We start from the raw sequence: 25,183 nt of genomic DNA on the forward strand, positions 1-25,183 counted from the left end.
TTGTCTAGCAGCGATTTCAATCGCCGATTTCCCTAATCACTATGAATTATGACTATGAATTATGATGAATCCGACTCACCACCAGCGGGTGTAGCTGAGGGCGAGTCTTTAACAATAGAACAGGCGATCGCAAATTTGCACTCCCAAGACTACAGTCTCCGCTATTATGCTGCTTGGTGGGTAGGCAGATTTCGAGTCAAGGAACCCGCAGCAATTGCAGCTTTGATTGCCGCCTTGCAAGAAGAATCAGAACAGACAAAAATCGGCGACTATTCCCTACTGCGAAATGCGGCACGAGCTCTAGGAAAATTGGGCGATAAACAAGCCTTGCCGGCGCTAACTCGCTGTTTGGAATGCGCGGATTATTACGTGCGGGAAGCGGCGGCTCAAGCTCTAGAAATGCTGGGCGATCGCGATTCCATTCCACCGCTGATGAAACTCTTAGATGGGGGCGTAGCTGTAGCCCTGCGAGTGCCTGGAAAATCGCACCTCGTGCAGCCTTACGACTCGGTAATTGAAGCTTTGGGTACGCTGGAAGCGACAGAGGCAATACCGCTAATTTCACCTTTTTTAGAGCATTCTGTGGAGCGGGTGCAGTACGCTTCGGCGCGAGCGATGTATCAGTTGACTGGCGATCGCATTTACGGAGAGCGGTTGGTAACTGCTTTGAATGGGGATAATTTGCAGTTGAGGCGATCGGCTTTGATGGACTTGGGGGCGATCGGCTATTTACCCGCAGCGCCAGCTATTGCTGAAACTTTAGCTGAAAATAGCATGAAATTGATTGCGCTAAAAGGAGTTTTGGAGCATCACCTCAATCAACAAGTATTACTATCTTTGTCAGATGAAGCTATCCAAGTTATGAACTTAATGGATAGTTTACTTTGAAAAAAATTCGTTCATAACTGCAATAGAATTGCTTTAGCGATTCTTAATTGTCTGGCGTATATTTAGGACATAGCAGATTTCAGGACACAGCGCCGTGCTCTTTCCCTACCCCCTATCTGTATTTCAGGCAGTTGAGAACTACTATTTTCTCCCTTTTATTCGGGTGAACCGATGGCTGATGATTTGATGGAATTAAAAACGAGGCTTTAGGTACGAATTTTTATAAATTTCAGTAAAAATACTGAGGTTTATAGCTGTAGTTGGTGAAATAGCTCGTGTTAAAATAATATTACCATCTGCATAAGTCCTCAGTTAAAAAAGTTTTGGTTTTGACTCCGGGCGATCGCGGAATGCTGGGAGATGGTTGTGTAGCAGCTAGAAGTATAAATCGGGTGATTCACCATGAGCAACGATCCTTTTGAAGTCCAGGTGCAACATTTTGCAGTGCTGAAGTCTAAGTATCAAGCAACAAAATATGAAGATTCATCTCCCTCTAGTCTTCTCTATCTCATTCTGCGAAAAGCTGATTTAGAATTTGAAATTACCGACTTCGAGTGGAATTGGTTATTAGAGCATGAGCTTTTGGAAACAATAGAAGCTATCGAGCAAGAGCCACTACGTAAGGCTGAAGAACCAAGAAAACTAGATGCTAAATTTTCTCAACTCAAGTCTAAGTTCAAAGTAACCAGACATCGCGATTTACGGCTATCCAGTCCTTTGTATCCTATCCTTTGGAAACTTGACTCAGAAAATAAGCTAACTGACTTAGAAGTTAAATACCTGCAAGAACAGGGGCTTACTGAAATAGTTGCTATTGTTGAAGAGATGGCGCGATTTGCTGCACTAAAGGCTAAGTACCGAGCAACTCAATATCCAGATTGTTCACTGGATAGCCCCTTGTATCAAATCCTCAAGCAACTGGATGCAGGAGAAATATTAAGTGATGTAGAGGCTAACTGGCTTGTCAATAACAAACTGGTGGATACTCTCGAAATTTTTGGGCAACAAAAAGCTGTATGGGAAGCTGAATTTGCCCAACTCAAGGATAAGTACAAAGCTAGTGAATACCCAGAAACATCTGCATCAAGTCCGCTCTATCAAGTCCTGAAAAATCTTGAGGTAGATCAGCAGTTGAGCGAGTCAGAACTTAACTGGCTGGAAGAGCATCAACTTAGCGAAACGCTTAATCTTGTTTTGGAGATAGAACAGACACGACACTTTGCTGAACTGAAAGTTAAGTATAAAGCTAATGAATCTGAGGATTCATCCCTCTCTAGCCATCTGTATAAAGTTCTTAAAAAAATTGATTTAGACAATCAGCTAGGTGAGCAGGATATTAACTTTCTTAAAAAGCGTAAACTGACTGAGACAATTACTCTTGCGCTTGACAAATATGCGGCTATTCTCAAGTCTAAGATCAAATCGGGAGAGCAGTTAAGTGAGGCTGATATTGATTGGTTGCAAAAGAATGGACGTGAGGATATAATTACTTTTGCACAAGAAAAGAAATTTGCTGCTCTCAAGGTCAAGTATCGGATTATAGATCGTGATTTCCCCTTCGATCCGTTTTACGCAATTATGGTAAAATTGGAGAAAGAAGAGCGTCTAGATCCTGTGTTAGTTGTTCAGTTAATACAACAAAAACTTTTAGCTAGTCATGGAAGGATTGCTATAGCGTACCACAGGCTTGAAGCGTGTTTCTATGAGCAGGAATATGAGCGCACTGGAAACAAATGGAACTTGCCCAACGCCAGCAGTCATTGGCGCAAGGCAGATGAACCAAACAGTGCATTGAAGGTGACAGAAAATCTGGACTTCGACCAAATCAAAGAAAATAAGCTCAAGTCAGCTTTGCTAACAACGAGGGGCGGTGCTTTCCGAGATATTCATAAACTAGGTGATGCTGAAAAGTGCGCGCTCAAAGCTATTGAGTATCAGCCTCAGAGTCATCATCCTTACACTTTGATGGGAGCTATTTGTTTTGAGCGGAGTCAATTTTCAGAGGGTGAGCGTTGGTTTAAGGAGGCAATTAAACGCGGTGCTGAATCAGAAGATATAGATTCCGAACTCAAGCAGGTTGTCAAAAATACTAAGGATGAGAATAAGCGTCGGCAAGTTGTGGAATATCTGCTTAAAAAAGATCCGCAGCGCTATGCTTGGGCTAAGGCTTATAGGAAGCGTCAAGAGGGTGAGGATGCACAGCGCAAGAATTCCTAGCGCAGGTATGGAGTCGAGTTTTTGGCGAATTCGACTCTTTAACCAAGATTGTCCTATTTCGAGCTGGGGAAGCTTTTCAAGTTAATCACCGCTCCTTACCCACGCAACAAAAAGTTCGATCGCGCGATCGACCCAACATACAATTACAATGGTCACGGTAAATACTATAAATAAATGGCATTAGAACTAATTCGCGCCGTCGAACAAGCAGATTCTTCCGAAGGCTTGTTAAACGCAGTCAAAGCACTGGCGGCTGCTGACTCAAAAGCAGCAATTCCTACCTTAATTACAGTCCTCGGCTACAACAACCCAGGTGCCGCCGTGGCCGCCGTTGACGGACTAATTCAACTCGGAGAACCTGCGGTGCTGCCGCTGCTAGAACAGCTTGACGGCTACAATTACGGAGCGAGAGCTTGGGCTGTTCGGGCTTTGGCGGGAATTGGCGATCCTAGGGGTTTAGAGATTTTGCTGGATGCGGCGGCGAATGACTTTGCTTTGAGCGTGCGGCGGGCGGCGGCTAGGGGTTTGGGGACGATTTGCTGGGAATTGATGCCGACAGAACAAGTTTTAGAGGCTCAAAATCGCACTGTGAAAACGCTGCTGCAAGCGTCCCGAGATCCGGAATGGGTGGTTCGCTACGCAGCGGCGGGAGGTTTGCAAGCTTTGGCTGGTGCTGCGACTGTTAAACCGGATTGGTTAGCGGAAGTTTCGGCAAAACTTGAGGAAATAGCCCAAAGCGATGAAACTTTGGCAGTTAGAGCCCGGGCTTTGCTTGCTAAGGAAAAATTGTCATTTGGCTAGGGTTTGGGCGATCGTCTCTTCCAAGTCCCTTTGTGTGAGAGTGGTTAATATAAAGACTTCTTGTACGGTTTTGCCTTGTCTGGCAATGATTTTAAATCCCCCGCGAATGGGTACTGACACTCTTAATGTCATGTGGGGGATGTGTCCTTTAACTTTGTTAATGACGCCTGGGGTAACGGTTTGAATGCCCATTATGAGAGTGAGGCGCTCTAAAATTGGTATCAAACCGGGAAGGTGGGTAGAGTGATTCCAAACTAGGCGGCCTTTGGGTTGTGCCTTCATGACTTTTTTACCAAATCAACATACCCAGTCTAAGTCACCTCCGGCTGGAACCAATTTGATATTCCCTGAATTTATGTATCAGTAATGTTACTGCGGGCGTCATTGGGAGCAAAGCGATGCAATCTCAAAGCGAGATTTTTGATTCCTGGCGCGCGAGCTGAGATTTGAGCGGGCGGAATTGTCTTGTATTTTTTGATATTTTGGGTTGGTAACAGTCGGTTTTTCTAGTTGAGTTGCGATCGCCCCGAGGATTTCTGTCATGCTGCAAGGTTTCTTGAGATAGCCGTCTGCTTTGAGTTCGAGGGCTTTTTCCATTTCGGAGGCTGTCAGAAAAATAAACGGAATGCTGGCGGTGGCAGGGTGCGATCGCAAAATCGCGAAAACTTCAAAGCCGTTGAATTCCGGCATCATGACATCAGACAAGATTAGATCGGGAATTTGGGCGATCGCTAACTCGACACCAAGTTTTCCGTTTTCGGCGCCGACAGCTTCAAAATCGCCCAAGTTCAGAATTTCTAAAACGGTTTCTCGGATTAAGTTATTGTCTTCAATTACTAATATTTTTGGCATTTTTTGTAGCGATTATTTACTTTATTGATATTTTTCTGTTAGAATTTTTGCAGATAAGTTCTACAAATTTCAATAGGGTTATTGCAAAAAACCGTTTTTTACGTGTTTTTACGGGTAAAGTGCGATCGCAGCTAGCTGCAATATCTCATAAATCCGTGGCTGTGCTGAGCGCGAAGCTACTAAAGGGGCGAATTTTACAATTTTCTGGCGATCGCCTAAAATATAACTTGGTATATCACGATTTTTTGAGGAATAAGGATATGTCAGAATTTTTAGACTTTCTCAGACATCAGTTTGCCTACGTTGCCATTGGCGAATTTAAACCAGGAAAATTCAAAGAAGCCGAAGAACTTTTTGGCAAAGCGGTTGCGACTTATGCCACAGGATTTAAGGGAGCATACCTACTGCAATTGCCCAATACAGACAAAGGTATTGCCATCATTTTTTGGGAAAGCGTAGAAGAGATGGCTGCCAATCAAAGCGAATCTTATCAGCAAATATTGAAGCAGATGACGCCTTTGTTTGCAAAAATTCCCGACACTGATGTTTATGAAATTGTCAGTGAAATTAAGCAGAAAAGTGAATAATTAAAAATTTGGCAATCGGCGCGTCATTCCCATTCCCATCGGCGTCTTGCGCCCGACTCCGCTGTAAAGTGCAAAATCTGCTAAAGCATTAATTTGCTTGACAGCAAGCGGATTGACATCTCCCATAATTCGGTAACTAACTTCCCCGACGCAACCAATAAATTTACTGCGAGAATCCGTACAAACTTCGGTGCGGATATCGAAGAAACTGGGAAAAATAGCTTCTGTGAAAGTAGATTCGATCGCAATTTCGCTATACTTGTTCCAACGATTTGCCAAACTGCCAAACACACTTTCTCTACTTGGCATCGCACTATCGTACACGCCTTGCCGAAAATTAGTAGGAGTGCAGAAGGTAAACGCAATTTGGCGCTCAGTTTCCGAAGCTTTGTCAAACAATTCGGCGTAACTGGAAAAGTTTACCCACGGCTGGTTTGCAGTGGGTTGGCTGACAATGTTAGTCACGTACAAATCTGTCGGGCCCAGATGCCACGGGCGCTCGAAGTTGAGTTGCTGCCACAGTTGAGTTAGGCGATCGAACAAACCGTCATCCAGCAGAGAAATGCGCCACCAAATCGCTGTATTTTCCCCAATTGCTTGCTTGTGTTCCCACTGTAGGGCCTGCAAAATAGTGCGCGCAGCCGGAGGCAAAACTCTCTTTTGTGGCTGTGGGTTGCTAGTTTTGTAAGTTTCTTTTCTGCTTACTTGGAAAGGGCTTAATGTGAAAGCTTTTTCGTTTGATTGGTCGTGCAGGTACGCGCTCAAATCGCTGTCTACAGCACTCACAAGGTTGAGAAATAAGGCGTGGAGATGCCGTCCCGTTAAAAATTGGGATGGGATTGGTGCAACTGGCAGTAGGTTTAAAATCAGGCTGTGAGGCATCTTTTAATTATATAGCTTTTTTCAAAAAAATAAGTTATGATTTTAGATTTTAAATTTAAGATTTGTATCTATTCACGATGGTTTATGGTAAGGGCAAGCTAGAAAATATTGCGAAGATTCAATATCCGCCGCTCGCAGTAACTTCTGTAGCAGAATACATTGGTCAAGTAGGATTATAACTGAGGTCTTGCACCATTCCCAATTAGCTTTTTAGGAACGGGCTAGAAGCCCATTCCACAAGAAATCCATTCTTTGTGGAACAGGCATCTTGTCTGTTATTCAGAATGGTACAAGATGTGAGATTATAATCGACTTCAAACCCTAGTCAACCATTTTGAATAGACAGAAATTGCATTATCTCCAAAATACCCTGAAATTATCTGCGCTCATCTGTGTTTACCTGCCTGATATTTGGGGTCGATCTAAGCAGATGGGTGAAAAAAAATCTTGGTATGTAACAATTTGATAGGTCGATCGCAAATGACAAGCAGATCCACACAGATAAAGGCAGATAATTTCCTCTCATAATCTATGAAACCACGCAGCTCTGACACTTTTCTCGTTAAAGCAACCCTGCTGCTAGTCAGCACCCTAACCGTGATGGCAGGAGCCACGATCGCCCCTTCCCTCCCAGCAATGCGGCAGCACTTTTCGGCTGTTCCTAATGCCGATTATTGGGTGAGATTGGTGTTGACAGCCCCAGCTTTGTTTATCGCGATCGGTGCGCCCATTGCCGGAATTGCGATCGATCGCTTTGGGCGCAAAGGCTTGCTGGGTTTATCTGTGTTTCTCTATGGCTTCGCAGGCAGCTCTGGCTTCCTGTTGGATCAAATTGGACTAATTTTGCTGGGACGGATGCTCCTGGGCTTCAGCGTGGCAGGTATTATGACGACTGCAACCACGCTGATTGCTGATTATTACATCGGTGCGGCTCGATCGCAATTCCTGGGATTGCAAGCAGCTTTCATGGGGTTCGGCGGCATGATTTTTCTCACCCTCGGCGGCTATTTGGCCGATCGCAATTGGCGGCAACCGTTTCTAATTTACCTGATGGCGTGGTTGATTCTGCCATTAATTTTGCTGGTACTTCCCGAACCCGATCGCCATCAAGATGCTGTTCAACAAACGGGTGCGATCGCCTCTGAGCCAGTCCCGCGGACGCTGCTACTGACAACCTACGGTATTGCACTGCTTACTCAAATCGTGTTTTACATGATTCCGGTGCAAATTCCGTTTTATCTCCAGCAGTTAATGTATGAACGTATGTTTGACCTCATCAACTCCCGCATCTCTGCGAGGGCTAATTTTGGGCGGACTTACCACCAGCTTTTTCCTAGGTCAATTTATTTCACCATTTGTCAGTCAACCTTTGAGTCAATGGGCGGGTTTAGGTACAACTTATGGTCTAGCTGGTGGATTGATGCTCGCAACCGCAGTTATCACTTGTGGAGTCATGCTCCGGTAGTTTCTAGGCTGTGTATTGCGGGTCGATTGAATTCTCATTAATTGGGAAATTTTGATTCCAACCAAAGCTTTTAAAAGTTATTTGTCTGACAATTTACTTACATTAATTTCCGGACAATTTTTAACGTTATGGGTGTATTTTTTAGACAGGCAAATATATGTGTAGGGGCGAAGCATGACCGCAGTAAATATGAGATTATAACTAATAATTTATATGCGGTCATGCTTCGCCCTCTTCAAAACCCAGATTCACCAAAAAATATCTACGCCGCCCTGCCGGACATCTGCGGTTTACCAGCCTTCAAAAATGCGTCCATCAGCCTCTTAGGAATGATAATTAAATAACTTTCACAATTTTGTAGGATGTCGAGTCCGCCCTTTTTGGACGGGTTCTTCTGGCCCATCCCACATCACAATTAAAATTGTAAGTTATTTAATTCGCGAGCCTTAATTAAAATAAAAATCTGAAAGTTAAATCACTGTTTTCTGCTGTTTCGCTGGTTCTCGCTTCCGATCGTGGACGATCGCGCGAATGCCATACTTCGACAAAAATTGATTGAGTTACAACAAGTAATTGTGGCTTGGTTCAACCCACACATCGTACAAGCAGGTTCCTGATACACTATACTATTTGCGTAGCATATTCGCCAGAATCCCCACATTATACCTGTAGCCTGGTTGGTGTCGGGATGGATCGGCAAATTGGTTAGTTTCGCTACATCATACTTGTAGCCAAGTTGGTGTATCCGATGTCACAGTTTTAACTCATTTCTTGAAGAGGTTTTTATGAATAGAGTAGAAGGGAAAGTTGCGGTTGTCACAGGTGGCGCTTCGGGAATTGGTCGGGCGACTTGTCTGTTGCTGGCGAAAGAAGGAGCCTGTGTAGCGGTAACGGATATAGCTGAGAAGGAAGGCAGAGGTTTGGTAGAAGAGATTACCGAAAAAGGCGGAAAAGCAGAATACTGGCATCTAAATGTTACACAAGAAGCGAGCGTTAAACAGGTGGTGTCTGAAGTTCGAGAAAAGTGGGGCAAAATTGACATTTTAGTGAACAATGCAGGGATTGTTGGTATCAATAAACCCACCCACGAAATCGCCGAAGATGAATGGAATTCGTTGATGGCAATAAATGTAAATGGTGTTTTTCTCTGTACTAAACACGTTTTGATTTCGATGCTAGAAACGGGAGGTGGCAGCATTATTAATTTGTCTTCTGTTTACGGATTGGTTGGCGGCCCGGATATGCCTCCTTATCATGCCTCAAAGGGAGCAGTGCGGTTGATGAGCAAAACAGATGCGCTATTGTATGCCAAAAATAAGATTCGGGTTAATTCAGTTCATCCGGCATTTATCTGGACACCGCTGGTAGAGAAGTTGTTGGCCGAACAAGGTGATGTGACTGAAGGACGGAAAATTCTTGATAGCTTACATCCGGTGGGACACGTGGGTGAACCTGATGATGTTGCTTACGGTATTCTTTATCTGGCATCGGATGAATCGAAGTTTGTTACTGGTTCTGAATTGGTAATTGATGGGGGTTATACCGCTCATTGATAGTTGATAGTTGACAGTTGACAGTTGATAGTTGACAGTTGATAGTTGATAGTTGACAGTTGATAGTTGACAGTTGACAGTTGCACAGTTGATAGTTGACAGTTGATAGTTGCACAGTATGGAAATCAGACCGTTTCCTCAACTTTTTTGCTTGAGATTAGAACTGATATCATGTCCGGTAGATTAGTATAACAAAAACGGTTCGTAGTGCGGAATGCGAGTCCGCTCTTATTCTGCGGACTGGGTGCATCTGGTTTTTGAAGAGGGCGAAGCATGACCGCATATAAGTTATTAGTTATCATCTCATATTGACTGCGGTCATGCTTCGCCCCTACGGATATATTCGCTTGCATTGAGACGGACTAAAGTCCGCACTACGAACCTTGCTTTTATTCTACTGACTCAAGTCCGCACTACGAACCTTATAGCATTGGGTGCGCGGCACGCACCCTAATTTTAGTGTGCTGTGAAGTTTTAGGCGATCGTGATTTCGGGCGACAAATAAACGTCTTGAATGGCGTTAAACAATTTTACGCCTTCTTCAAACGGACGCTGAAAAGTTTTGCGGCCGGAAATTAAGCCGCAGCCGCCTGCGCGTTTGTTGATTACCGCCGTGCGAATTGCTTCGGCAAAATCGGTTTTTCCCGAAGCACCGCCGGAGTTGATTAAACCCATCCTTCCTGCATAACAGTTGAGGACTTGATAGCGGGTTAGATCGATCGGGTGATCCGTCGTCAAATCAGTATAAACCCGCTTGTCGGTTTTGCCGTAACTGTGACCGCTAGCTTTAGCAACAGCTTCGTAACCGTTGTTGCACTCCGGCAATTTTTGCTTGATAATGTCAGCTTGAATTGTCACTCCCAAGTGATTTGCTTGCCCGGTCAAATCAGCGGCTGTGTGATAATCTTTGTCTTGTTTGAAGATATCATTGCGGAGGTAGCACCACAGAATTGTTGCCATTCCGTACTCGTGAGCGTGGGCAAAAGCTTGACTCACTTCTTGGATTTGCCTGGTCGATTCCGGGGAACCAAAATAAATTGTGGCTCCGACTGCAACGGCTCCCAAATTCCAAGCTTGTTCGACGGAAGCAAACATTATTTGGTCGGATTGATTGGGATAAGTCAGCAGTTCGTTGTGATTGAGTTTGAGAATAAAAGGGATTTTGTGCGCGTATTTGCGAGATACGCTTCCTAACACTCCGAGAGTTGTCGCGACAGCATTGCATCCTGCGGAGATTGCTAGTCTGATGATGTTTTCGCTGTCAAAATAGATGGGATTTGGTGCAAAAGAAGCGGCCGCTGAGTGTTCGATTCCTTGGTCTACTGGCAGGATTGATAAATAGCCGGTATTTGCCAAGCGTCCGCTAGAATAAAGTTGCTGGAGCGATCGCAAAACTTGAGGAGAGCGATCGGTTTGAGCGAAAATGCGATCGACCCAATCCGGGCCCGGCAGGTGCAACAAATCTTTAGAAATTTTTGCTTGATGGGTGAGCAAGTCTTCGGCTTCGTCGCCTAGCCAAGATTCGATCGCACTGGGAACTGATAGTGTAGCTGTCATGCAGATTTACCCTCTCAATTTCAATGGCAGGCTGATGATTGCAGACATTAGCCTTACTGATATTGTAACTGAAAAATCTTTTTTTCCATCCTGGCAACGATCGCCTGAATTTTTAACAACATTAGCGACAACAGCAACTAGGACGCGCTACTCTGTAATTAAGCTGGCAGTTCCGCCCGATAGCTGCTGCCTGCGATCGCCGATCGACTCACAACTCCTCCATCACAATGTCACACACTTACTTTGATTCTGAAAACAGCCACAAATCCTTCGAGATGCCCGGTGCTAGACCCCACTACAACCCCGATCGCCCCGGACAAGTAGAGCATATTTTCCTCGATTTAGTGCTCGATATTCCCAAACAAAGTTTTCGCGGCACTTGCAGCATCCGCATAAATCCAGTCCGCAGCGGTATTGACAAATTAACCTTAGATGCTGTCAACCTGAACATTAAATCTGTCAAAGTCGGGGAAACCGAGCAGAATTTCGACAGCGACGGCGAAGTGCTGCAAATTCAACTGCACGAACCAACAACAGCTTACGAACCGATTACAATTGCGATCGCATACTCGGTCGAAAAACCCCAGCGCGGCCTCTATTTTGTCGGGCCAGACAAACACTATCCCGACAAACCAACACAAGTTTGGACTCAAGGCGAAGACGAAGATTCTCGCTTCTGGTTTCCCTGTTTCGACTATCCCGGACAGTTGGCAACTTCCGAAATTCGCGTGCAAGTTCCCAGACAACTTTTTGCAATATCCAACGGCGAATTAGTTAGCACAAAAAACGATGGCGACGACAAGATTTATCACTGGTCGCAAACCCAAATCCACCCGACATATTTAATGACCTTAGCAGTCGGAGATTTTGCTGAAATCAAAGATGAATGGAACGGCAAACCAGTTAATTATTACGTGGAAAAAGGCCGCGAAGCTGACGGTAAGCGCAGCATGGGCAAAACGCCGAAAATGATTGAATTTTTCTCTAAAGCATTTGGCTATCCTTACCCTTTTCCTAAATACGCTCAAGTCTGCGTCGATGATTTCATCTTCGGCGGCATGGAAAATACTTCGACAACTTTGCTAACAGATAGGTGCTTGTTAGATGAACGCGCCAGCCTGGACAATCGCGGTACAGAAAGCTTGGTCGCCCACGAATTAGCTCACCAATGGTTCGGCGATTTAGTCGTAATTAAACATTGGTCTCATGCTTGGATCAAAGAAGGCATGGCTTCCTATTGTGAGGTGTTGTGGACTGACCAAGAATACGGCAAAGAAGATGCGGCTTATTATATGTTAGGTGAAGCCCGCAATTATTTAGCTGAAGACAGTTCTCGCTACCGCCGCCCGATGGTGACTCACGTTTACCGCGAAGCGATTGAATTGTACGATCGCCATTTGTACGAAAAAGGCGCTTGCGTCTACCACATGATCCGCGCCGAGTTGGGCGACGAACTATTTTACAAAGCAATTCACACTTTTGTGCGCGATAACGCTCACCAAACTGTGGAAACGATCGATTTGCTAAGGGCGATCGAAAAAGCTACCGGTCGCAATCTGACATTTTTGTTTGACCAGTACGTTTATCGTGGCGGTCATCCAGATTACAAAGTTGCTTATTCCTGGGACGGCGACAGCAAATTAGCCAAGGTTACTATTACCCAAACTCAGGTAAAAGACAACAAAAATGGTAACGGTAATAGTAAAGATGTCTTTGACCTAAAAATTCCGCTCGGCTTCGGTTACAAACCAGAAAAAGATGCAGATGAGCGAAATGCTGCTAATATAAAAACTTTCACGGTTCGAGTTCACGAACGCGAGCAAAGTTTCTATTTCTCCCTAGAAGATAAGCCCGCATATATCAGTTTTGATGTCGGCAATAAATACCTAAAAACAGTTGCTCTAGAGTATGGAGTTGCCGAACTTAAAGCTCAGTTACAGTTCGATCCAGACCCGGTTTCTAGGATTTACGCCGCCCACGCTTTGGCGAAAAAGGGAGGCTTGGAAGCTGTGAAAGCGCTGTCAGAAGTTCTCAAAAAAGAGCCGTTTTGGGCTGTGCGGGCGGAAGTAGCCGGTCAGTTGGTTGATATTAAACTCGACCAAGCTTTTGATGGTTTAGTAACTGGTTTGAAGGATAAAGATGCTCGGGTTCGCCGTGCGGTGGTGAATGCGCTGGGTAAAATCAAGACTCACGAGACTTATAAGGCGCTGAGGTCGATCGTTGAAAAAGGCGATGACAGCTATTATGTAGAAGCGGCCGCAGCGAGTGCTATGGGTTCGATCGCAGGGGCGAATCCCGACGAAAAACCCACGGACGAACAGGTACTCAAAGAGTTAAAATTGGTTTTGAAAGAGCGCGAGGGCTGGAATGAGGTTGTGCGATCGGGTGCTATTTCCGGTTTGGCGCAAATGAAAACTTCGGAAGATGCGCTCAACCTGATTTTGAAATACACAGCCGTCGGTACTCCGCAAGCTTTGCGCTTGGCTGCAATTCGCTCTTTGGGGACAATTTCGACAGGTCAAACTAAGCTCAATTTGGAACGGATTTTGCATCGATTGGCAGAACTTTCTAAAGAGACTTTTTTCTTGACTCAAGTATCTGTTGTTGTCGGTTTAGGACAGATGGAAACTCGCAAAGCTATCAGAATTTTACGTTCTTTAGCTGACCAAACTCCAGACGGCCGCGTCCGCATGATGGCTGATGAAGCTGTGCAAAGAGTGCAGAAAAATGCTGGTTCTGATGCGGCGGTGAAGCAGTTGCGCGAGGAGTTAGATCAGGTTAAAAAGGACAATCAAGATTTGAAGAGTCGGATGGAAAATCTGGAGGCTAAGGCGAAGAAAGATTAGTTCAACAGTTGACAGTTGACCGCTTGACAGTTGACAGTTTGAGAGCGACCTCTACCTAGAAGGAAGAGGATTGGAGTAATGAATAGTCTGATTTTAATTTCTCCCTCAAAGACTTGGGGCTTTCAACCAATTCTTTCTGCGATCGAGGATTGTTTCGGGCGACGCACCCTACCAGCTAACAGTTACAATAATTCTAGCATTAGGTATCCTGGAAGACATTTTACCAGTTCAACAGCAGCCATCTATTTTGTGGATGAATTTGCCAAAAGTCTCGAAACGCCGTTAGTTGTGTTGGGTGCAGTTTGCGATTGGCGATCGCCCTGTTATTAAAATAATCTTATTTTTTAGCTGTATTGCCTTGAAGTTTGGTATTTTAAGCACAGGTAAAATCCTACATATTTCTATTTCTGACTTAGTTATTGTCTCGACTGAGAGCGCAAATAGAACTTAAGCAATCCCACTCAATAAATAAACCGGGCTTTTTTTATGAAAAAATAGCTTTCAGCAATTATTTTTCATAAAAGGAACTGATTTTGCTGTATCGGTGGGTAAGTTCTAATAGATAATCGGGGTGTATCAACTTTTTTGTTTTGAATCTTCAACTGTCAATCAAGTTGAAGCAGCCTTTGCACCCTAAAGATTGCATAAATCATGAGTACAAGAACTATTGTATTGGTAGAACAATCGGCTGTCATTCCCTACCGCATTCAAAACGGACAAATTGAAGTAATGGTGATTACTTCTTCAACGGGTAAGCGTTGGGTGATTCCTAAAGGGTTAATTGAACCTGATATGACTCCTCAAGATTCCGCCGCTAAGGAAGCTTGGGAAGAAGCAGGTTTGTTGGGTAAGGTGTTCCCTGATTTGCTGGGAACTTATGAGTACCAAAAGTCTGGCTATATTTGTCAGGTAGAAGTATTTTTACTGCAAGTACAAACTGTTCTGGAAAAATGGCCGGAAGCTAGCTGTAGAAAGCGACAGTGGGTAACTATTCCGAAAGCAATTAAGCGGGTTAATGAACCGGAACTTAAACTTATTCTTGCTAATTTACCGAATCGGTTTTGCTGATTAAAAGGTTCGTAGTGAGGACTTTAGTCCTAATTAACTAACTCAAACATAGAGAAAGGTCGGCTCGCATTTGGGCCAAGGTACGTAGTTGCGCTTTAGCGCGCTCTTTCCTAATCTTATAAAGAGCGCTTTCATCGCAACTACGTACCTAATTTGTCTATCGCACTACAGTCGGAAAATCAATATTCCGGTGTAAATGGAAAGGACTGAAGTCCTCACTACAAACCTATGATATCGGTGTGAAAAGTTTTACCTCAAGCGTTAGCTGACAGAAAAGGAAGGCTTTCGGCCAAGTTATCCTTGACTTCAATGCCCTGTTTTCTTGCCCAAAACTGGCTTAAGAAATGAATTTGCCGCAAGCCAACAATTAAATTTAAACCTGGTACAAACATCCACCAAACTGTTAGCGGTTCTTTAATTCCTTCTTGGCGGTACAATTCGTTAACTGTGTTATAAAGTTTGAACTGCACGATGTAAATCCAAGCAATTCCTACGAAGGAAAACCAACCAAACCATCCGGGAACGTCGGGGTCGAATATCCGCAAAGCTTGGGGGATGGCTACTCCTAAAACAAAGGGCAATAAGCAAAGTGTCCCCGACCAACCCTTGCCGTTATAACTCCGCAATTCTTCTTGAATAATCCATTTGTACCAGCCGTAATATAGCAGCAAGCTGACTCCAGATAGCAAGATTACTCGCCACAAAATGCGTGGCTTTCCTAAGGGTTTGTCGGACATTTTTAGATGTAAGATAAGACGGCGGTTGAAACCGCGCCTAGACAAACAATGTCCGCCTCCGCGGACTCAAGAAGATAACGTAATTTCAATTACCTAGTCTTCAACCCGCACTCCTCGGGTAAAGTCTCGTGTTGACGCGGTTTCAACCACTTTATTGATTATATTAACATTTGTTAATTATTGCAAAATCATCTCTCGGATCGATCGCGCGGTAGCAGGGGCCAGCAGAACACCATTGCGGTAGTGGCCGCTAGCGATGAAAACCTTGCTGTTACTGGGAAGCGCTTCGATAATTGGGGCTGGGCGTCCTTCGGGGCGCGGGCGCAATCCCGACCATTTTCGGATGATTTCAGCTTCGGCTAAGGCTGGACAAAGTGCGATCGCCCTTGCCATCACTTCCTCCAACATCTCAGCATTCGCCTGCACTTCCCCGCCGTTTTCGGGAAACTCTACCGTCGCCCCCACCCAACATTCTTGATTTGCCAAAGGTACAATGTGAATGTCATCGCAGGTAATTACTGGCGCAAAATCTGGGTTTCCCAAGGGATTTTTCAACCGCAAATGCAGCGCCTGTCCCAACACCGGGCGAATGTCCACCAATTGATTTAAGGATGCAGTGACAGCAGCAGTACCTAAGCCAGCAGATACAATTAGTCGATCGAATTTTTCAGTAACAGGCAAGATGCCTGTTCCACAAGATATTAAGTTTATTGTGGGGTTGGTACTATTTTCAGTAACAGGCAAGATGCCTGTTCCACAAGATAGGGAGTTTGTTGTGGGGTGGGCATCTTGCCCGCTCTTGATGCCTTGAACTTCTACCCCAAACTGAAAATTAACTCCATTGAGCTTAGCAGCATCAACCAAAGCTAAAGTTAAAGTAGTTGGATCGACTTGCCGGTCTTGAGGCGAATAAATCCCAGCAATTATGTTATGATTTAAATCAAGATGAGGGCAAAACTCGCGCACTTGTTCCACCTCCCAAAGTTCTAATTTCCAACCTTGAGACTTGCGAGTTGCTGCTAGCTTTTCCCACTTACTTAAATCTTCTCCTTCCGAACACAGCAGCAAAATTCCCTGTTTGTTAAATGGAATTTTCCGCCCCGTAGCTGCTTCCAATTCAGGAATCAAAGTTTCGTAGCGCTGAAGGCTGGTTTCCCTTAAATGCCAATTTCTGCCCTTAGTTTTGTGGCTGATAACTCCCATCAAAACGCCGAGGGCTGCACCTGTAGAACCTTGTACTGGGGGCTGTTTGTCGAATACAGTGACTTTTAATTCGGGAAATTTACTTAGTTCAAAGGCGATCGAAGCCCCGACAATACCGCAACCAATAATTGCAATGCGAACCATTCAATTTTAGATTTTAGATTTTAGATTTTAGATTGTACAGAAGAATACCGGGCGGTTAGAAACCGCGGCTACATAAACGAAACCCGCCTCCGCGGGTTGAAGAACGGGCAGTAAAAATTACGTTTTACGTTATTTTCTTCAGTCCACGGAGGTGGACTTCGTGTGTGTAGACGCGGTTTCAACCGCCGTGGCAGTAAAAATTACGTTTTACGTTATTTTCTTCAGTCCGCGGAGGCGGACTTCGTGTGTGTAGACGCGGTTTCAACCGCCGTGTTCGTCTGTGTAGACGCGGTTTCAACCGCCGTGTTTTTGTGTGTAAACCAGGTTTCAACCCTACGTCCGATCTGCGCGACAAACTAAAGCGATTAGGCTTTAGGAAGTAGCTGCAAGAAAGTATCGAAATCCTTCACAGCTTTGCTATAACTAGCGGTGATTTTGGCATTGTCAGCCATTTTAGCAGCGTTATCAATCTCTACCAAATCAGCAAACAAACTCTTGGTCAAATCCATAGCTTGCTGTTGAGATTTCGGCAACAAACTGCCCGACACGGTTTTCATGGTGCCGCGCAATTCGCCGAGAGGCCCGTGAATGTAAGTTTTGGCATCAATCCAATTTTTTTTCTGAATTAGGGTTCCTAGGTTGTTCATGCGCGATCGGAACTCTGTCAGAGTAGGAACATAGCGCTGAATCTGTTGGATCTGGGCTGCTGTGTAAGTCGTGGGAACTTTTGCTTCGACACTGCTGCAACTAACCAGAAATGCCATCAAAAATGCCATCATCAAGGCAAAAAAGGAACGGGGACGAGTCATAGCGATTTTAGACTTTAGATTTTAGATTTCTCGTTGCGGGCCGGCACCGGGACACCGCCCCTACTTTGCACCGAGAGTTAGGTACAAAATATTATTTTACCTCCTTTTGGCGCAGAAAAGTTATCAGAGCACCGCCAACTTTTTCTGACCAATGTTCTTGAGGATAATGGGAGACTTCTTCTAGGGTGACTAACTCGGCATTTTTCATGGAATTGACTAATTTTTTAGCTGGTTCAACACTCAGCCAAGGGTCGGTTAAACCCCACACAAATAAGGTTGGGCTTGTCCATCCTTGTAAGCCGGATTCAATTTCTGCCATTGACTTTGGCAGTTGAATGTTGCGGATGGTGTTCATTAGCGATCGCCCTGCATCCGAGCTCTTCAAAAACGGGCGTCGGTAAACATCTAAATCCTTGTCTAATACCCTGATGCGACTTCCGCCTTCGAGGGTTCTGTCCACCAAAAGTGGGTCTTGCGTCAGCATATCGCCAATAAAAGGCAGCCCCAACTGCTGCATTTTCCAAGGCAATTTGATATCTGCTGAAATTGGTGTATTTATAATGACTAAACGATCGATCTTATCGGGGTTTCGTAAAGCGTATTGAATGCCGGCAGATGCTAAAAATCCTTGGACGACTAGGGAAACTCGGTCTACTTCTAGGGTTTGAATAAAGCCTGTGAGGGCGTCTACAAAGGCATCGGGAGTATAAGCAAAGTCGCGTTTGTCTGGTTTTGTCGATCGCCCGTAGCCCACCCAATCCGGCGCGATCGATCGAAATCCACTCGTCGCCAAATCTGGCATAATCGCAGTCCAGGTAAAGCTTTGGGACGGTATACCGTGCAGCAGCAACACTGGTGATTTATCACTTTCGTTTACCGGATTTGCTTCCCGATAAAACCATTCCAGTGACCCTACTTGAATTGTTTTCTCATCAATTGGCATTATTTTACTTGTTATTTATCAAAGAATAAGGCGGGTATTCCCCGCCTTACTTACTTAATAGTTGGGTACGCACAAAGCACCATTAGTCTCAACAATTGCCTAAAACCTTTTGTATCTCAGGTTTCTATCTAAGTCTCGATCCCCCTAAATCCCCCTTAAAAAGGGGGACTTTAAGAATACTCTTGTTCCCCCCTTCTTAAGGGGGGTTAGGGGGGATCTAGGCTTAATAGTAAGGCAGCAGTCTGGCACTACACAAGACGTATTTGTTGACAATGATAACTGAGCGCCTTACCCAACTCATGAAAGTCCAGCTTAGAAATTCATTTCAGCAGCTTGAACTTTTTCCACCTGTTTCTTCTTGAGAACCAGCATAATTTGAGCCAACATAGTCAAAGCTACGAAAGCCATCAATCCTGTAACTCGATTGGCACTTTGTAGCACAATTTCTACATCTTTTTGACCGAAACCACCCACATTAGGATTGTTCGTCAAAAGTTCGGCGGCTGCAACTGTTTGTCCTTCAGTAACAATCAGTTCTGGGCCTGCGGGAATTGTATCAACAACCGCTGCACCTTCTGCTGGTTGAATTGTCACTTCATAGCCACCATCTTCGGGTTGAGCAATTTTAGAAATAGTGCCAGCTACTGAGGCATTATAAACAGTATTGTTGCTCTTGGCGCCAGTAGGATAAACCTGACCGCGACCGCGGTTTCCACCGACATAAATTAGATATTTGCCGTAGTGAACTGACTTGTCAGTTGCGGGATTTGGCGACAAAACTGGGAATACCAATTCTTTGTATTGTTCACCAGGCAGCGGGCCCACTAACACAATATTTTCTTGGGTTTCGCTGTAAGGTTGGAAGTAAAGATCGCCGACTTTTTCCTTCATTTCTTCGGGAATTCTGTCAGCGGGAGCAATCTTGAAACCTTCGGGTAACATCACAACTGCGCCTACGTTCAAGCCGCCTTTAGTACCGTCGCCGGTAACTTGCTGCACGCTTTGATCGTAGGGAACTTTGACAATTGCTTCAAAAACTGTGTCAGGTAAAACAGATTGGGGGACTTCTACTTCAGTCGGTTTGGCACCGAGGTGACAGTTGGCGCAAACAATTTTGCCAGTTGCTTCGCGGGGAGTAGCGGGTGCTGTTTGCTGGGCCCAGAAAGGGTAAGCGAATGCTGCTTGGGGAAGTGCGATGTCGCTACTGAGAAAAAATCCGGCGGCGGCGATCGCAATTAAGGCAGTTTTGGCGATCGTCCTGGCACTGCGGCGAAATATCGCAGATAAGTTAGTTTGTGGCATCAGAGTATTCAATCTCAAAGGTTCAGACAATTTAGTGATTAGTCATTGGTCATTAGTCATTGGTCATTGGTCATTGGTCATTAGTTATTAGTTATTGGTTATTGGTTATTGGTTATTGGTTATTGGTTATTGAAACTAACTGCTAACCACTAACGACTAATGACTAACTACTAACTACTAACTGCTAACTAATGACTAATAACTATGACCAGGTAGGTGCTTCGCCGGTGCGGAAATCTGTTTCTTTCCAAGGGGTAAAGGCCACCTTGTCATCTGCGACAGTGGCGTGGGCCAAGGCGAGAGATAAAGGTGCGGGGCCGCGTACCACTTTGCCCTCACTGTTGTACTGAGAACCATGACAAGGACACATAAACTTGTTTTCGCTAGCATTCCAAGGCACGACGCAACCTAAGTGAGTGCAGACTGCGTTGATGCCGTATTCGGCGAGAGTTAAGTCTTTTTGCACCACGAGATAGGTGGGGTCGCCTTTGAGGCCTTGGGCCAAACTGCGATCGCCCGCAGGGTGCGAAGTCAAATATTCGCTAACGATGATGTCGTTACCCAAGGCATCTTTAGCTGTCACGCCACCGCCAACAGCCCCACTCGACGGAGGAACAAAATATTGGACAACGGGATAAAGTGCGCCCAGTGCCACACCTGTGACTGTACCGAACGTCAGCAAATTCATAAATTGGCGACGCCCCATATCGGGAACATCGGGATTTCCAGCAGAAGTTTGAGCCATGACCTGCCTTTACGGTTTTAAGTTACGTTTGTTTGTGAGCCAACTTGTACGTGCAGACAACTCGGACTATCGGTGCTAATCTGCTCGCACAAATTTGAGGCAGCGAAAATTCCTTTTAAGAATGCGCCTTCCAGCCTTTATTAGAGTATTATTACATTTTTTGAACTTTGTCTTTTAATGTTTAACAGATTCACTCAGGAGCAACCATGACGGGCAAGGATTTACACCAGCTACTCCTACAAAAATGGGGAAAGTCTTACGATATCAGATTGCGGCGGACGCGGGGCAAGATTTTTGTGCAGGTGATGTGGAAATATTTGGAACAGGTGTCTTTTCCGATGACGGAGGCTGATTATTTCGAGCATTTGGAGGCGGTGGCCAATTACCTCAATGGCTGGGGCAGCACCGAACAGGTGAGAGAATATATTGTCACTACTCGCGATCGTCCGCGCTTGGGCAAAGCTGTCAGCATTCCCCTGGATTTGGGCGAAAGAGCCTCGGAGTGGTTGCTTGACGAGTTTTGAGTCATTAGTCATCAGTCAATAGTCATCAGTCATCAGTCATCAGTCATATCCGAATGATACCGGAGTGCGAGCGTTCTGCTCGCTGCAAGGGAAACCACAACGGTCGATCGCCCCTTCGCAGCTTGTAAAGTTTTGTGTCTGGGCGGGGCTGGATTTTTTAAGTTGAAAGTCCCAAAAATCGTCAGGCAAATTTGTCAGCCAACTTGCTGGCGGTGAGAAACTAAGCTGTCGCGCAGCTAATTTTTGCAGTTTATTTTATTCAAACTCTGATGTGGCGGGCTTTCCGGCGCGAAGACTGCTGTGGGATTTAAATGTCGCAACAGCTTCTGGAGTTTTTTTAATTTTGGGCGATCGGGTTTCTAGCTGACCAAAATCATCCGAACCAATTTCTGTCAACACTTTCACATACAATGAGTCTCAGATATCTTGTGAAACTTAGGAGAATGTTGTAATGGGTGTTGCAGTTGGAATGGTTGAAGTCTTAGGATTTCCCGCTGCCGTAGAAGTTGCAGACTCAATGGTGAAAGCAGCCCGAGTTACTTTAGTTCGCTATGAAAAAATAACCCGTGCTTACTGGACAATTATAGTTCGAGGAGATATCTCTGAAGTGCAAGCAGCCGTTGCTGCTGGAATTGAATCAGTTAAAAAGGTCGATGGCGGAAAGTTGCTATCGTATCACATAATTGCTCGTCCCCACGAGAATCTCGATTACATTTTGCCGATCGGCTATACGCCTGAAGTAGAACAGTTCCGAATGTAGACAAAGTTTTGACAAAACTTTGGTATGGAATTTTAACTTTTAGTAAAATATAGAGGCGCGGGCGATCGCACCTCTATATTTTTATTGCCTGTTTATCCATCTTTTTTTGCTGCGGACACAAGTAATGTTGCAGCAGTTGGGTATGATGCGACATATTTGGTGGAAGCATAAACAAGTTTAATAAGTGCTATTTATTAAATTAATCAATCATAACGCATTATCAATATATCTGCGGTTGTTAAATTAACATGAGAGTGCAATTTAGTGTTTTTACTGCTCTTCGGAAAGAAAATTGGTTGAAAAAATTCCGTATTTTTACGGTTCCAATATGAAGGCATTCCTCCTAATACATATTCAAATAGCTGAGAAGTGACTTTCAACAAGCAATGCTAATTGATGTGAGCAAGCATTTTTTCTAGTTTATATTGAATTTCATCATTTTTAGAGTCCTGGCATTAAATAAAGTACAGAAAATAGTTACTGTTAATGAAAACTTGGGGCATATAAAGGGTAATAAATATGACAGATTTTAATTGAAGTGACAACAATACAGTGGAACAAAAGGGTATTGATATAGAAATCTGGGAACCCGAATTTATAGTCGTGCCAGTACCGAAGAACAGTACGAATGCAACTACATTTGTACAGATTCATATAGAAATTACTAATAATATACCAAGATTGTTTCCTTTCATAGATAAATTTTTAACGCCCGAACTTTTTACTGTTGACCGTAAAGAAATACGCCCTCAAAAAACGAGCGATAGACCAATAGCAACTAACTATTACAAGGGTATAGCAATTCCCCAAAATAGAGCTATAGTGCGGTCTTTTATGGCAAAGCTGTTTTGGCAAAATAACTGCCTGCAACTCCAAACGAGTCTTTTTTCTACTACCACAACCATTATTGGGCCTGAGAAAATTTATTTGTTTCAACCTTTACGACTAGGAACTTACCAGCTTCGATTCATCTACTTAACTCCGGGCGATAATTTCTTATTAGAAAATTCACCAGGGGAAATAATTAGAGTAGAAGAAAGTGAGAGAAGTTTGTTTGCAAGTCCTGCGATTAATTTACGATTTATTGAACCTGTGCCGCATCACAACAATCGAGTAGAAGTCGATAGTATGTGCTTTGAAACGCTAGTTCCTGAGCCAAGCTTAAGAGTTCCACTAACCGCATCATCTGCGAAAATTCCCGTACAGATTGGGATGAAAATTACCAACAATACCTCAACTCCTTTTCGCTTTATCTTATTTGATACATTGATTCCCCAACTAATAGGATAAAATGGTATGATACCTCGCCTAGACTGTGGCGGTAGTCTGGGATGGGTTATTCCTCAAGAATCCGACTTACAACTTGTGAAACCAGGAGAAAGCATTACTTTATTTCTCAAAGCTAGCCTTACAAGGCAAGCAAATAATCTGTTAAGCCTGATAGTTTCAGGTGGAGGTAGATCCTGTTCGAGGTTTAACGATCTCGCCTTCGGTACATACCAGATTCACTTAACATACAGATCCCTCACAGAAAAATTAGAGTTTTTATGTGAAGACCTCTGGATGGGAATGGTGAATACACCTTTTGTGGAGTTTAGGCTGATTCCGCCTTAAAGTGAGTCAAACGAGGAGGAAGAGAGAAACAGATGGTTTGCTGTATCTCCTAAATAATCAATTTGGTCGATCGTGGAAATTTATACACCTGTATCTATTAACAGCAATACAGTTGAAGTAGATGGCATTCACTTTCAAATTTTCATGCCAGATCGTGTCTTGACAATCCCCTCAAATAAGCCCTATGCTACAACTCTTGTAAAACTCGCTCTTCAGATTACGAATAAAACGGCAGCCTCGTTGCGCTTCCAATAGTTAAATAAAACGTTACAGATTCTAGGGAAATATGGTAAAAAACTGCGGTGAATTGTATCGATCGCTAATTTTTGGACTAAGCATTCGAGAGAGCCGTTCTACTGCTGGTAGTAGGGAAAATTGGTCTAAAAAAGTTCAGTATTTTTACGCTTAAAAGATTAATAGATTTGTCCTAATATATATCGTCAAATAGTAATGAGTCACTTTTAAAAAAGCAGAGCTAATTCATGTGATTAAGCATTTTGCCTTGTTTTTATTGGCTTTAATCCTTTCGGGTGTAATCGAACTGAGCCATAAGTCCGCAGGAGGGACAACGCCCTCTGATATAGGAATAACCAGGGTGGCTGAGTTGAAATCCGCTGAAATTGATGGCATCCGCTTTGAAAGCATAATGCCAGAGCCTGTATTGACCCTCCCCAAAAAACAACCTGACACTTCTGGTGTAATCGCGCTCGGCCATGTACCCAGATTGTTAGCTGGGGGTGTTGATGCCCAACTGGGGAGGGCAACTGAATTGACATCCTTTGAATCAACACATAGCAATGTAGTTGAAGTAGATGGTATCCATTTAGAAACTGTGGTGTTTAACCCGATATGGCCAATTCCAGCCAATCTGCACGGTGCAAATACCCCTGTGCAATTTGGTGTCCGCATTACCAACAAAACATCAGAGTCTATTCGCGTCCCCTTGGCGCTTAGCTTTGGTCCAAAGATTATAAAAATGGATGGTCAAGAATTAAAAATAGCCAACAAGGTAATTTCATCTGATCCACCGACCTTAAACAAACCCCTTTGTCCGTCAATCAAACCTGGAAAAAGTGAAACTTTCGTTTGGAACTGGATACTTCAGTGGCAGAATAATCAGCTTCAGCTTGAAGGTACTAATGCTCAAGGTGCCCCTTGGATTTATGAGCCTCTCAGTCCTGGCGTGTACTCGATTGCTTTAGAGTATGATGTCCGCAGCACAATAGTACGACTCTGCGAACTAATAACGCAAGTACCAAGGACAGAAGAAAAAATCTGGGTAGGTCGGGGAACTACTCCCTCAAAGAATATCAGCTTAGTCCACCTTTGAACATAAATTGCTGCAAGATTGCCATTATAAGATACTTCCAACAAAGGTTGATAAATGTTAGATATCTACTTTATAGAGGATAAAAAAATGTCATTACCCAGATATTCCCTGTTTTTATTTGTAACACCTTTGCTTGTGACACTAACAAGTCAAAAATGCGAAGCTTTCTCTATTACACCCGTAGGAGGCGGTGCTATTCAAAACTATGTGCCAGAAGTAAAATACGATTCTGGACGAGGCAAAGTCTTTCTCAATCCGCTGTCGGGGTGACAAGTCGCCTATAACGCTGATAGAATAAGGCTCATAGCTCTTATGCCTTGTTGATAATTAGGCAGTTTATGTGGAGATAAAGACAT

The 25,183-nt window shown here is 44.1% G+C and carries 27 protein-coding genes; 16 read left to right on the forward strand and 11 right to left on the reverse strand.

Translation table 11 applies throughout. From position 1 onward, the window contains the following. The first annotated feature begins 48 nt into the window (after window positions 1-48). The 3 genes from JGK14_RS20060 (at window position 49) to JGK14_RS20070 (ending at window position 3,906) form a co-directional block, all read left to right on the forward strand. The gene (locus JGK14_RS20060) at window positions 49-888 is read left to right on the forward strand and encodes a HEAT repeat domain-containing protein (protein WP_293189842.1); all 840 of its coding nucleotides are present in this window, start codon (window positions 49-51) and stop codon (window positions 886-888) included. A 402-nt stretch (window positions 889-1,290) separates the two neighbouring features. Further along, window positions 1,291-3,105 carry a hypothetical protein gene (locus JGK14_RS20065; RefSeq protein ID WP_293197504.1) on the forward strand — a complete coding sequence of 605 codons (1,815 nt, stop codon included), beginning with the start codon at window positions 1,291-1,293 and terminating at the stop codon, window positions 3,103-3,105. 174 nt (window positions 3,106-3,279) lie between these two features. Next, window positions 3,280-3,906 (forward strand): HEAT repeat domain-containing protein, encoded by a 627-nt coding sequence (locus JGK14_RS20070; protein ID WP_293197502.1) that lies wholly within the window; start codon window positions 3,280-3,282, stop codon window positions 3,904-3,906. On the opposite strand, the gene JGK14_RS20075 is transcribed toward JGK14_RS20070, so the two are convergent. Both JGK14_RS20075 and JGK14_RS20080 read right to left on the reverse strand, forming a co-directional pair. After that, a complete protein-coding gene (locus tag JGK14_RS20075; RefSeq protein ID WP_293184136.1) occupies window positions 3,895-4,188 on the reverse strand; it encodes a DUF2103 domain-containing protein in 294 nt (97 codons plus the stop codon). The genes JGK14_RS20070 and JGK14_RS20075 overlap by 12 nt on opposite strands. Window positions 4,189-4,287: 99 nt before the next feature. Next, on the reverse strand, window positions 4,288-4,758 hold the full coding sequence (locus JGK14_RS20080) for a response regulator transcription factor (protein ID WP_293184134.1): 471 nt from the start codon (window positions 4,756-4,758) through the stop codon (window positions 4,288-4,290). Between the two features lie 260 nt (window positions 4,759-5,018). On the opposite strand from JGK14_RS20080, the gene JGK14_RS20085 reads away from it, so the two are divergent. After that, window positions 5,019-5,345: an antibiotic biosynthesis monooxygenase gene (locus JGK14_RS20085; protein ID WP_293184132.1), complete on the forward strand. Its 327-nt coding sequence runs from the start codon at window positions 5,019-5,021 to the stop codon at window positions 5,343-5,345. On the opposite strand, the gene cas6 is transcribed toward JGK14_RS20085, so the two are convergent. Further along, complete coding sequence (gene cas6, locus JGK14_RS20090; protein ID WP_293197493.1) at window positions 5,346-6,227, reverse strand: CRISPR-associated endoribonuclease Cas6; 882 nt, start codon at window positions 6,225-6,227, stop codon at window positions 5,346-5,348. Between the two features lie 531 nt (window positions 6,228-6,758). Here cas6 and JGK14_RS20095 point away from each other — a divergent pair. Both JGK14_RS20095 and JGK14_RS20100 read left to right on the forward strand, forming a co-directional pair. Next, window positions 6,759-7,733 (forward strand): MFS transporter, encoded by a 975-nt coding sequence (locus tag JGK14_RS20095; protein WP_293228920.1) that lies wholly within the window; start codon window positions 6,759-6,761, stop codon window positions 7,731-7,733. Window positions 7,734-8,477: 744 nt separating this feature from the next. Beyond that, on the forward strand, window positions 8,478-9,245 hold the full coding sequence (locus tag JGK14_RS20100; RefSeq protein ID WP_293189848.1) for an SDR family NAD(P)-dependent oxidoreductase: 768 nt from the start codon (window positions 8,478-8,480) through the stop codon (window positions 9,243-9,245). 474 nt (window positions 9,246-9,719) lie between these two features. Here JGK14_RS20100 and JGK14_RS20105 read toward each other — a convergent pair whose 3' ends face one another. After that, window positions 9,720-10,802 carry a class I fructose-bisphosphate aldolase gene (locus JGK14_RS20105; protein ID WP_293184119.1) on the reverse strand — a complete coding sequence of 361 codons (1,083 nt, stop codon included), beginning with the start codon at window positions 10,800-10,802 and terminating at the stop codon, window positions 9,720-9,722. Between JGK14_RS20105 and JGK14_RS20110 the strand changes: the two genes are divergently transcribed. The 4 genes from JGK14_RS20110 (at window position 10,801) to JGK14_RS20125 (ending at window position 14,716) form a co-directional block, all read left to right on the forward strand. Next, window positions 10,801-11,049 carry a hypothetical protein gene (locus JGK14_RS20110; RefSeq protein WP_293202859.1) on the forward strand — a complete coding sequence of 83 codons (249 nt, stop codon included), beginning with the start codon at window positions 10,801-10,803 and terminating at the stop codon, window positions 11,047-11,049. The genes JGK14_RS20105 and JGK14_RS20110 overlap by 2 nt on opposite strands. Beyond that, window positions 11,030-13,648, forward strand: coding sequence for a M1 family metallopeptidase (locus tag JGK14_RS20115; protein WP_293224983.1), 2,619 nt, complete (start codon window positions 11,030-11,032; stop codon window positions 13,646-13,648). The genes JGK14_RS20110 and JGK14_RS20115 overlap by 20 nt, the downstream gene beginning before the upstream one ends. Window positions 13,649-13,726: 78 nt before the next feature. Beyond that, a complete protein-coding gene (locus JGK14_RS20120) occupies window positions 13,727-13,978 on the forward strand; it encodes a hypothetical protein (protein ID WP_293189850.1) in 252 nt (83 codons plus the stop codon). 321 nt (window positions 13,979-14,299) lie between these two features. Next, a complete protein-coding gene (locus tag JGK14_RS20125; RefSeq protein ID WP_293184117.1) occupies window positions 14,300-14,716 on the forward strand; it encodes an NUDIX hydrolase in 417 nt (138 codons plus the stop codon). 254 nt (window positions 14,717-14,970) lie between these two features. Here the strand turns inward: JGK14_RS20125 and JGK14_RS20130 are convergent, their stop codons facing one another. The 6 genes from JGK14_RS20130 to petC all read right to left on the reverse strand — a co-directional run bounded on the left by JGK14_RS20130 (window position 14,971) and on the right by petC (window position 20,599). Next, a complete protein-coding gene (locus JGK14_RS20130) occupies window positions 14,971-15,453 on the reverse strand; it encodes a hypothetical protein (protein ID WP_293189851.1) in 483 nt (160 codons plus the stop codon). Between the two features lie 177 nt (window positions 15,454-15,630). Further along, window positions 15,631-16,800: an NAD(P)/FAD-dependent oxidoreductase gene (locus tag JGK14_RS20135; RefSeq protein WP_325315413.1), complete on the reverse strand. Its 1,170-nt coding sequence runs from the start codon at window positions 16,798-16,800 to the stop codon at window positions 15,631-15,633. Between the two features lie 365 nt (window positions 16,801-17,165). Then, entirely contained in the window at window positions 17,166-17,609 is a 444-nt protein-coding gene (gene psbQ / locus JGK14_RS20140) for a photosystem II protein PsbQ (RefSeq protein WP_293184111.1), read from the reverse strand. Window positions 17,610-17,700: 91 nt separating this feature from the next. Beyond that, window positions 17,701-18,552, reverse strand: a complete 852-nt coding sequence (locus tag JGK14_RS20145) for an alpha/beta fold hydrolase (RefSeq protein ID WP_293189855.1) — start codon at window positions 18,550-18,552, stop codon at window positions 17,701-17,703. Window positions 18,553-18,864: 312 nt separating this feature from the next. Further along, on the reverse strand, window positions 18,865-19,854 hold the full coding sequence (petA, locus tag JGK14_RS20150) for a cytochrome f (protein ID WP_293184106.1): 990 nt from the start codon (window positions 19,852-19,854) through the stop codon (window positions 18,865-18,867). A 202-nt stretch (window positions 19,855-20,056) separates the two neighbouring features. Beyond that, entirely contained in the window at window positions 20,057-20,599 is a 543-nt protein-coding gene (petC, locus tag JGK14_RS20155) for a cytochrome b6-f complex iron-sulfur subunit (protein ID WP_293184104.1), read from the reverse strand. A gap of 206 nt (window positions 20,600-20,805) precedes the next feature. Here petC and JGK14_RS20160 point away from each other — a divergent pair, with 206 nt between their 5' ends. Next, complete coding sequence (locus tag JGK14_RS20160) at window positions 20,806-21,123, forward strand: DUF3067 family protein (RefSeq protein WP_293214398.1); 318 nt, start codon at window positions 20,806-20,808, stop codon at window positions 21,121-21,123. 255 nt (window positions 21,124-21,378) lie between these two features. On the opposite strand, the gene JGK14_RS20165 is transcribed toward JGK14_RS20160, so the two are convergent. Continuing rightward, window positions 21,379-21,528: a hypothetical protein gene (locus JGK14_RS20165; protein WP_293197480.1), complete on the reverse strand. Its 150-nt coding sequence runs from the start codon at window positions 21,526-21,528 to the stop codon at window positions 21,379-21,381. 46 nt (window positions 21,529-21,574) lie between these two features. On the opposite strand from JGK14_RS20165, the gene JGK14_RS20170 reads away from it, so the two are divergent. From JGK14_RS20170 to JGK14_RS20190, 5 genes are all read left to right on the forward strand, one after another. Next, window positions 21,575-21,883, forward strand: a complete 309-nt coding sequence (locus tag JGK14_RS20170) for a carbon dioxide-concentrating mechanism protein CcmK (protein WP_106149684.1) — start codon at window positions 21,575-21,577, stop codon at window positions 21,881-21,883. Between the two features lie 552 nt (window positions 21,884-22,435). Then, a complete protein-coding gene (locus JGK14_RS20175) occupies window positions 22,436-23,173 on the forward strand; it encodes a hypothetical protein (RefSeq protein WP_293228908.1) in 738 nt (245 codons plus the stop codon). Window positions 23,174-23,179: 6 nt separating this feature from the next. Then, a complete protein-coding gene (locus JGK14_RS20180; RefSeq protein WP_293228906.1) occupies window positions 23,180-23,497 on the forward strand; it encodes a hypothetical protein in 318 nt (105 codons plus the stop codon). Between the two features lie 595 nt (window positions 23,498-24,092). After that, a complete protein-coding gene (locus JGK14_RS20185; protein WP_293214392.1) occupies window positions 24,093-24,827 on the forward strand; it encodes a hypothetical protein in 735 nt (244 codons plus the stop codon). Between the two features lie 87 nt (window positions 24,828-24,914). Then, a complete protein-coding gene (locus tag JGK14_RS20190) occupies window positions 24,915-25,097 on the forward strand; it encodes a hypothetical protein (protein ID WP_293214390.1) in 183 nt (60 codons plus the stop codon). Window positions 25,098-25,183: the final 86 nt, after the last annotated feature.

Source organism: Microcoleus sp. PH2017_28_MFU_U_A (genome assembly GCF_020738035.1).
Classification (GTDB): Bacteria; Cyanobacteriota; Cyanobacteriia; order Cyanobacteriales; family Microcoleaceae; genus Microcoleus.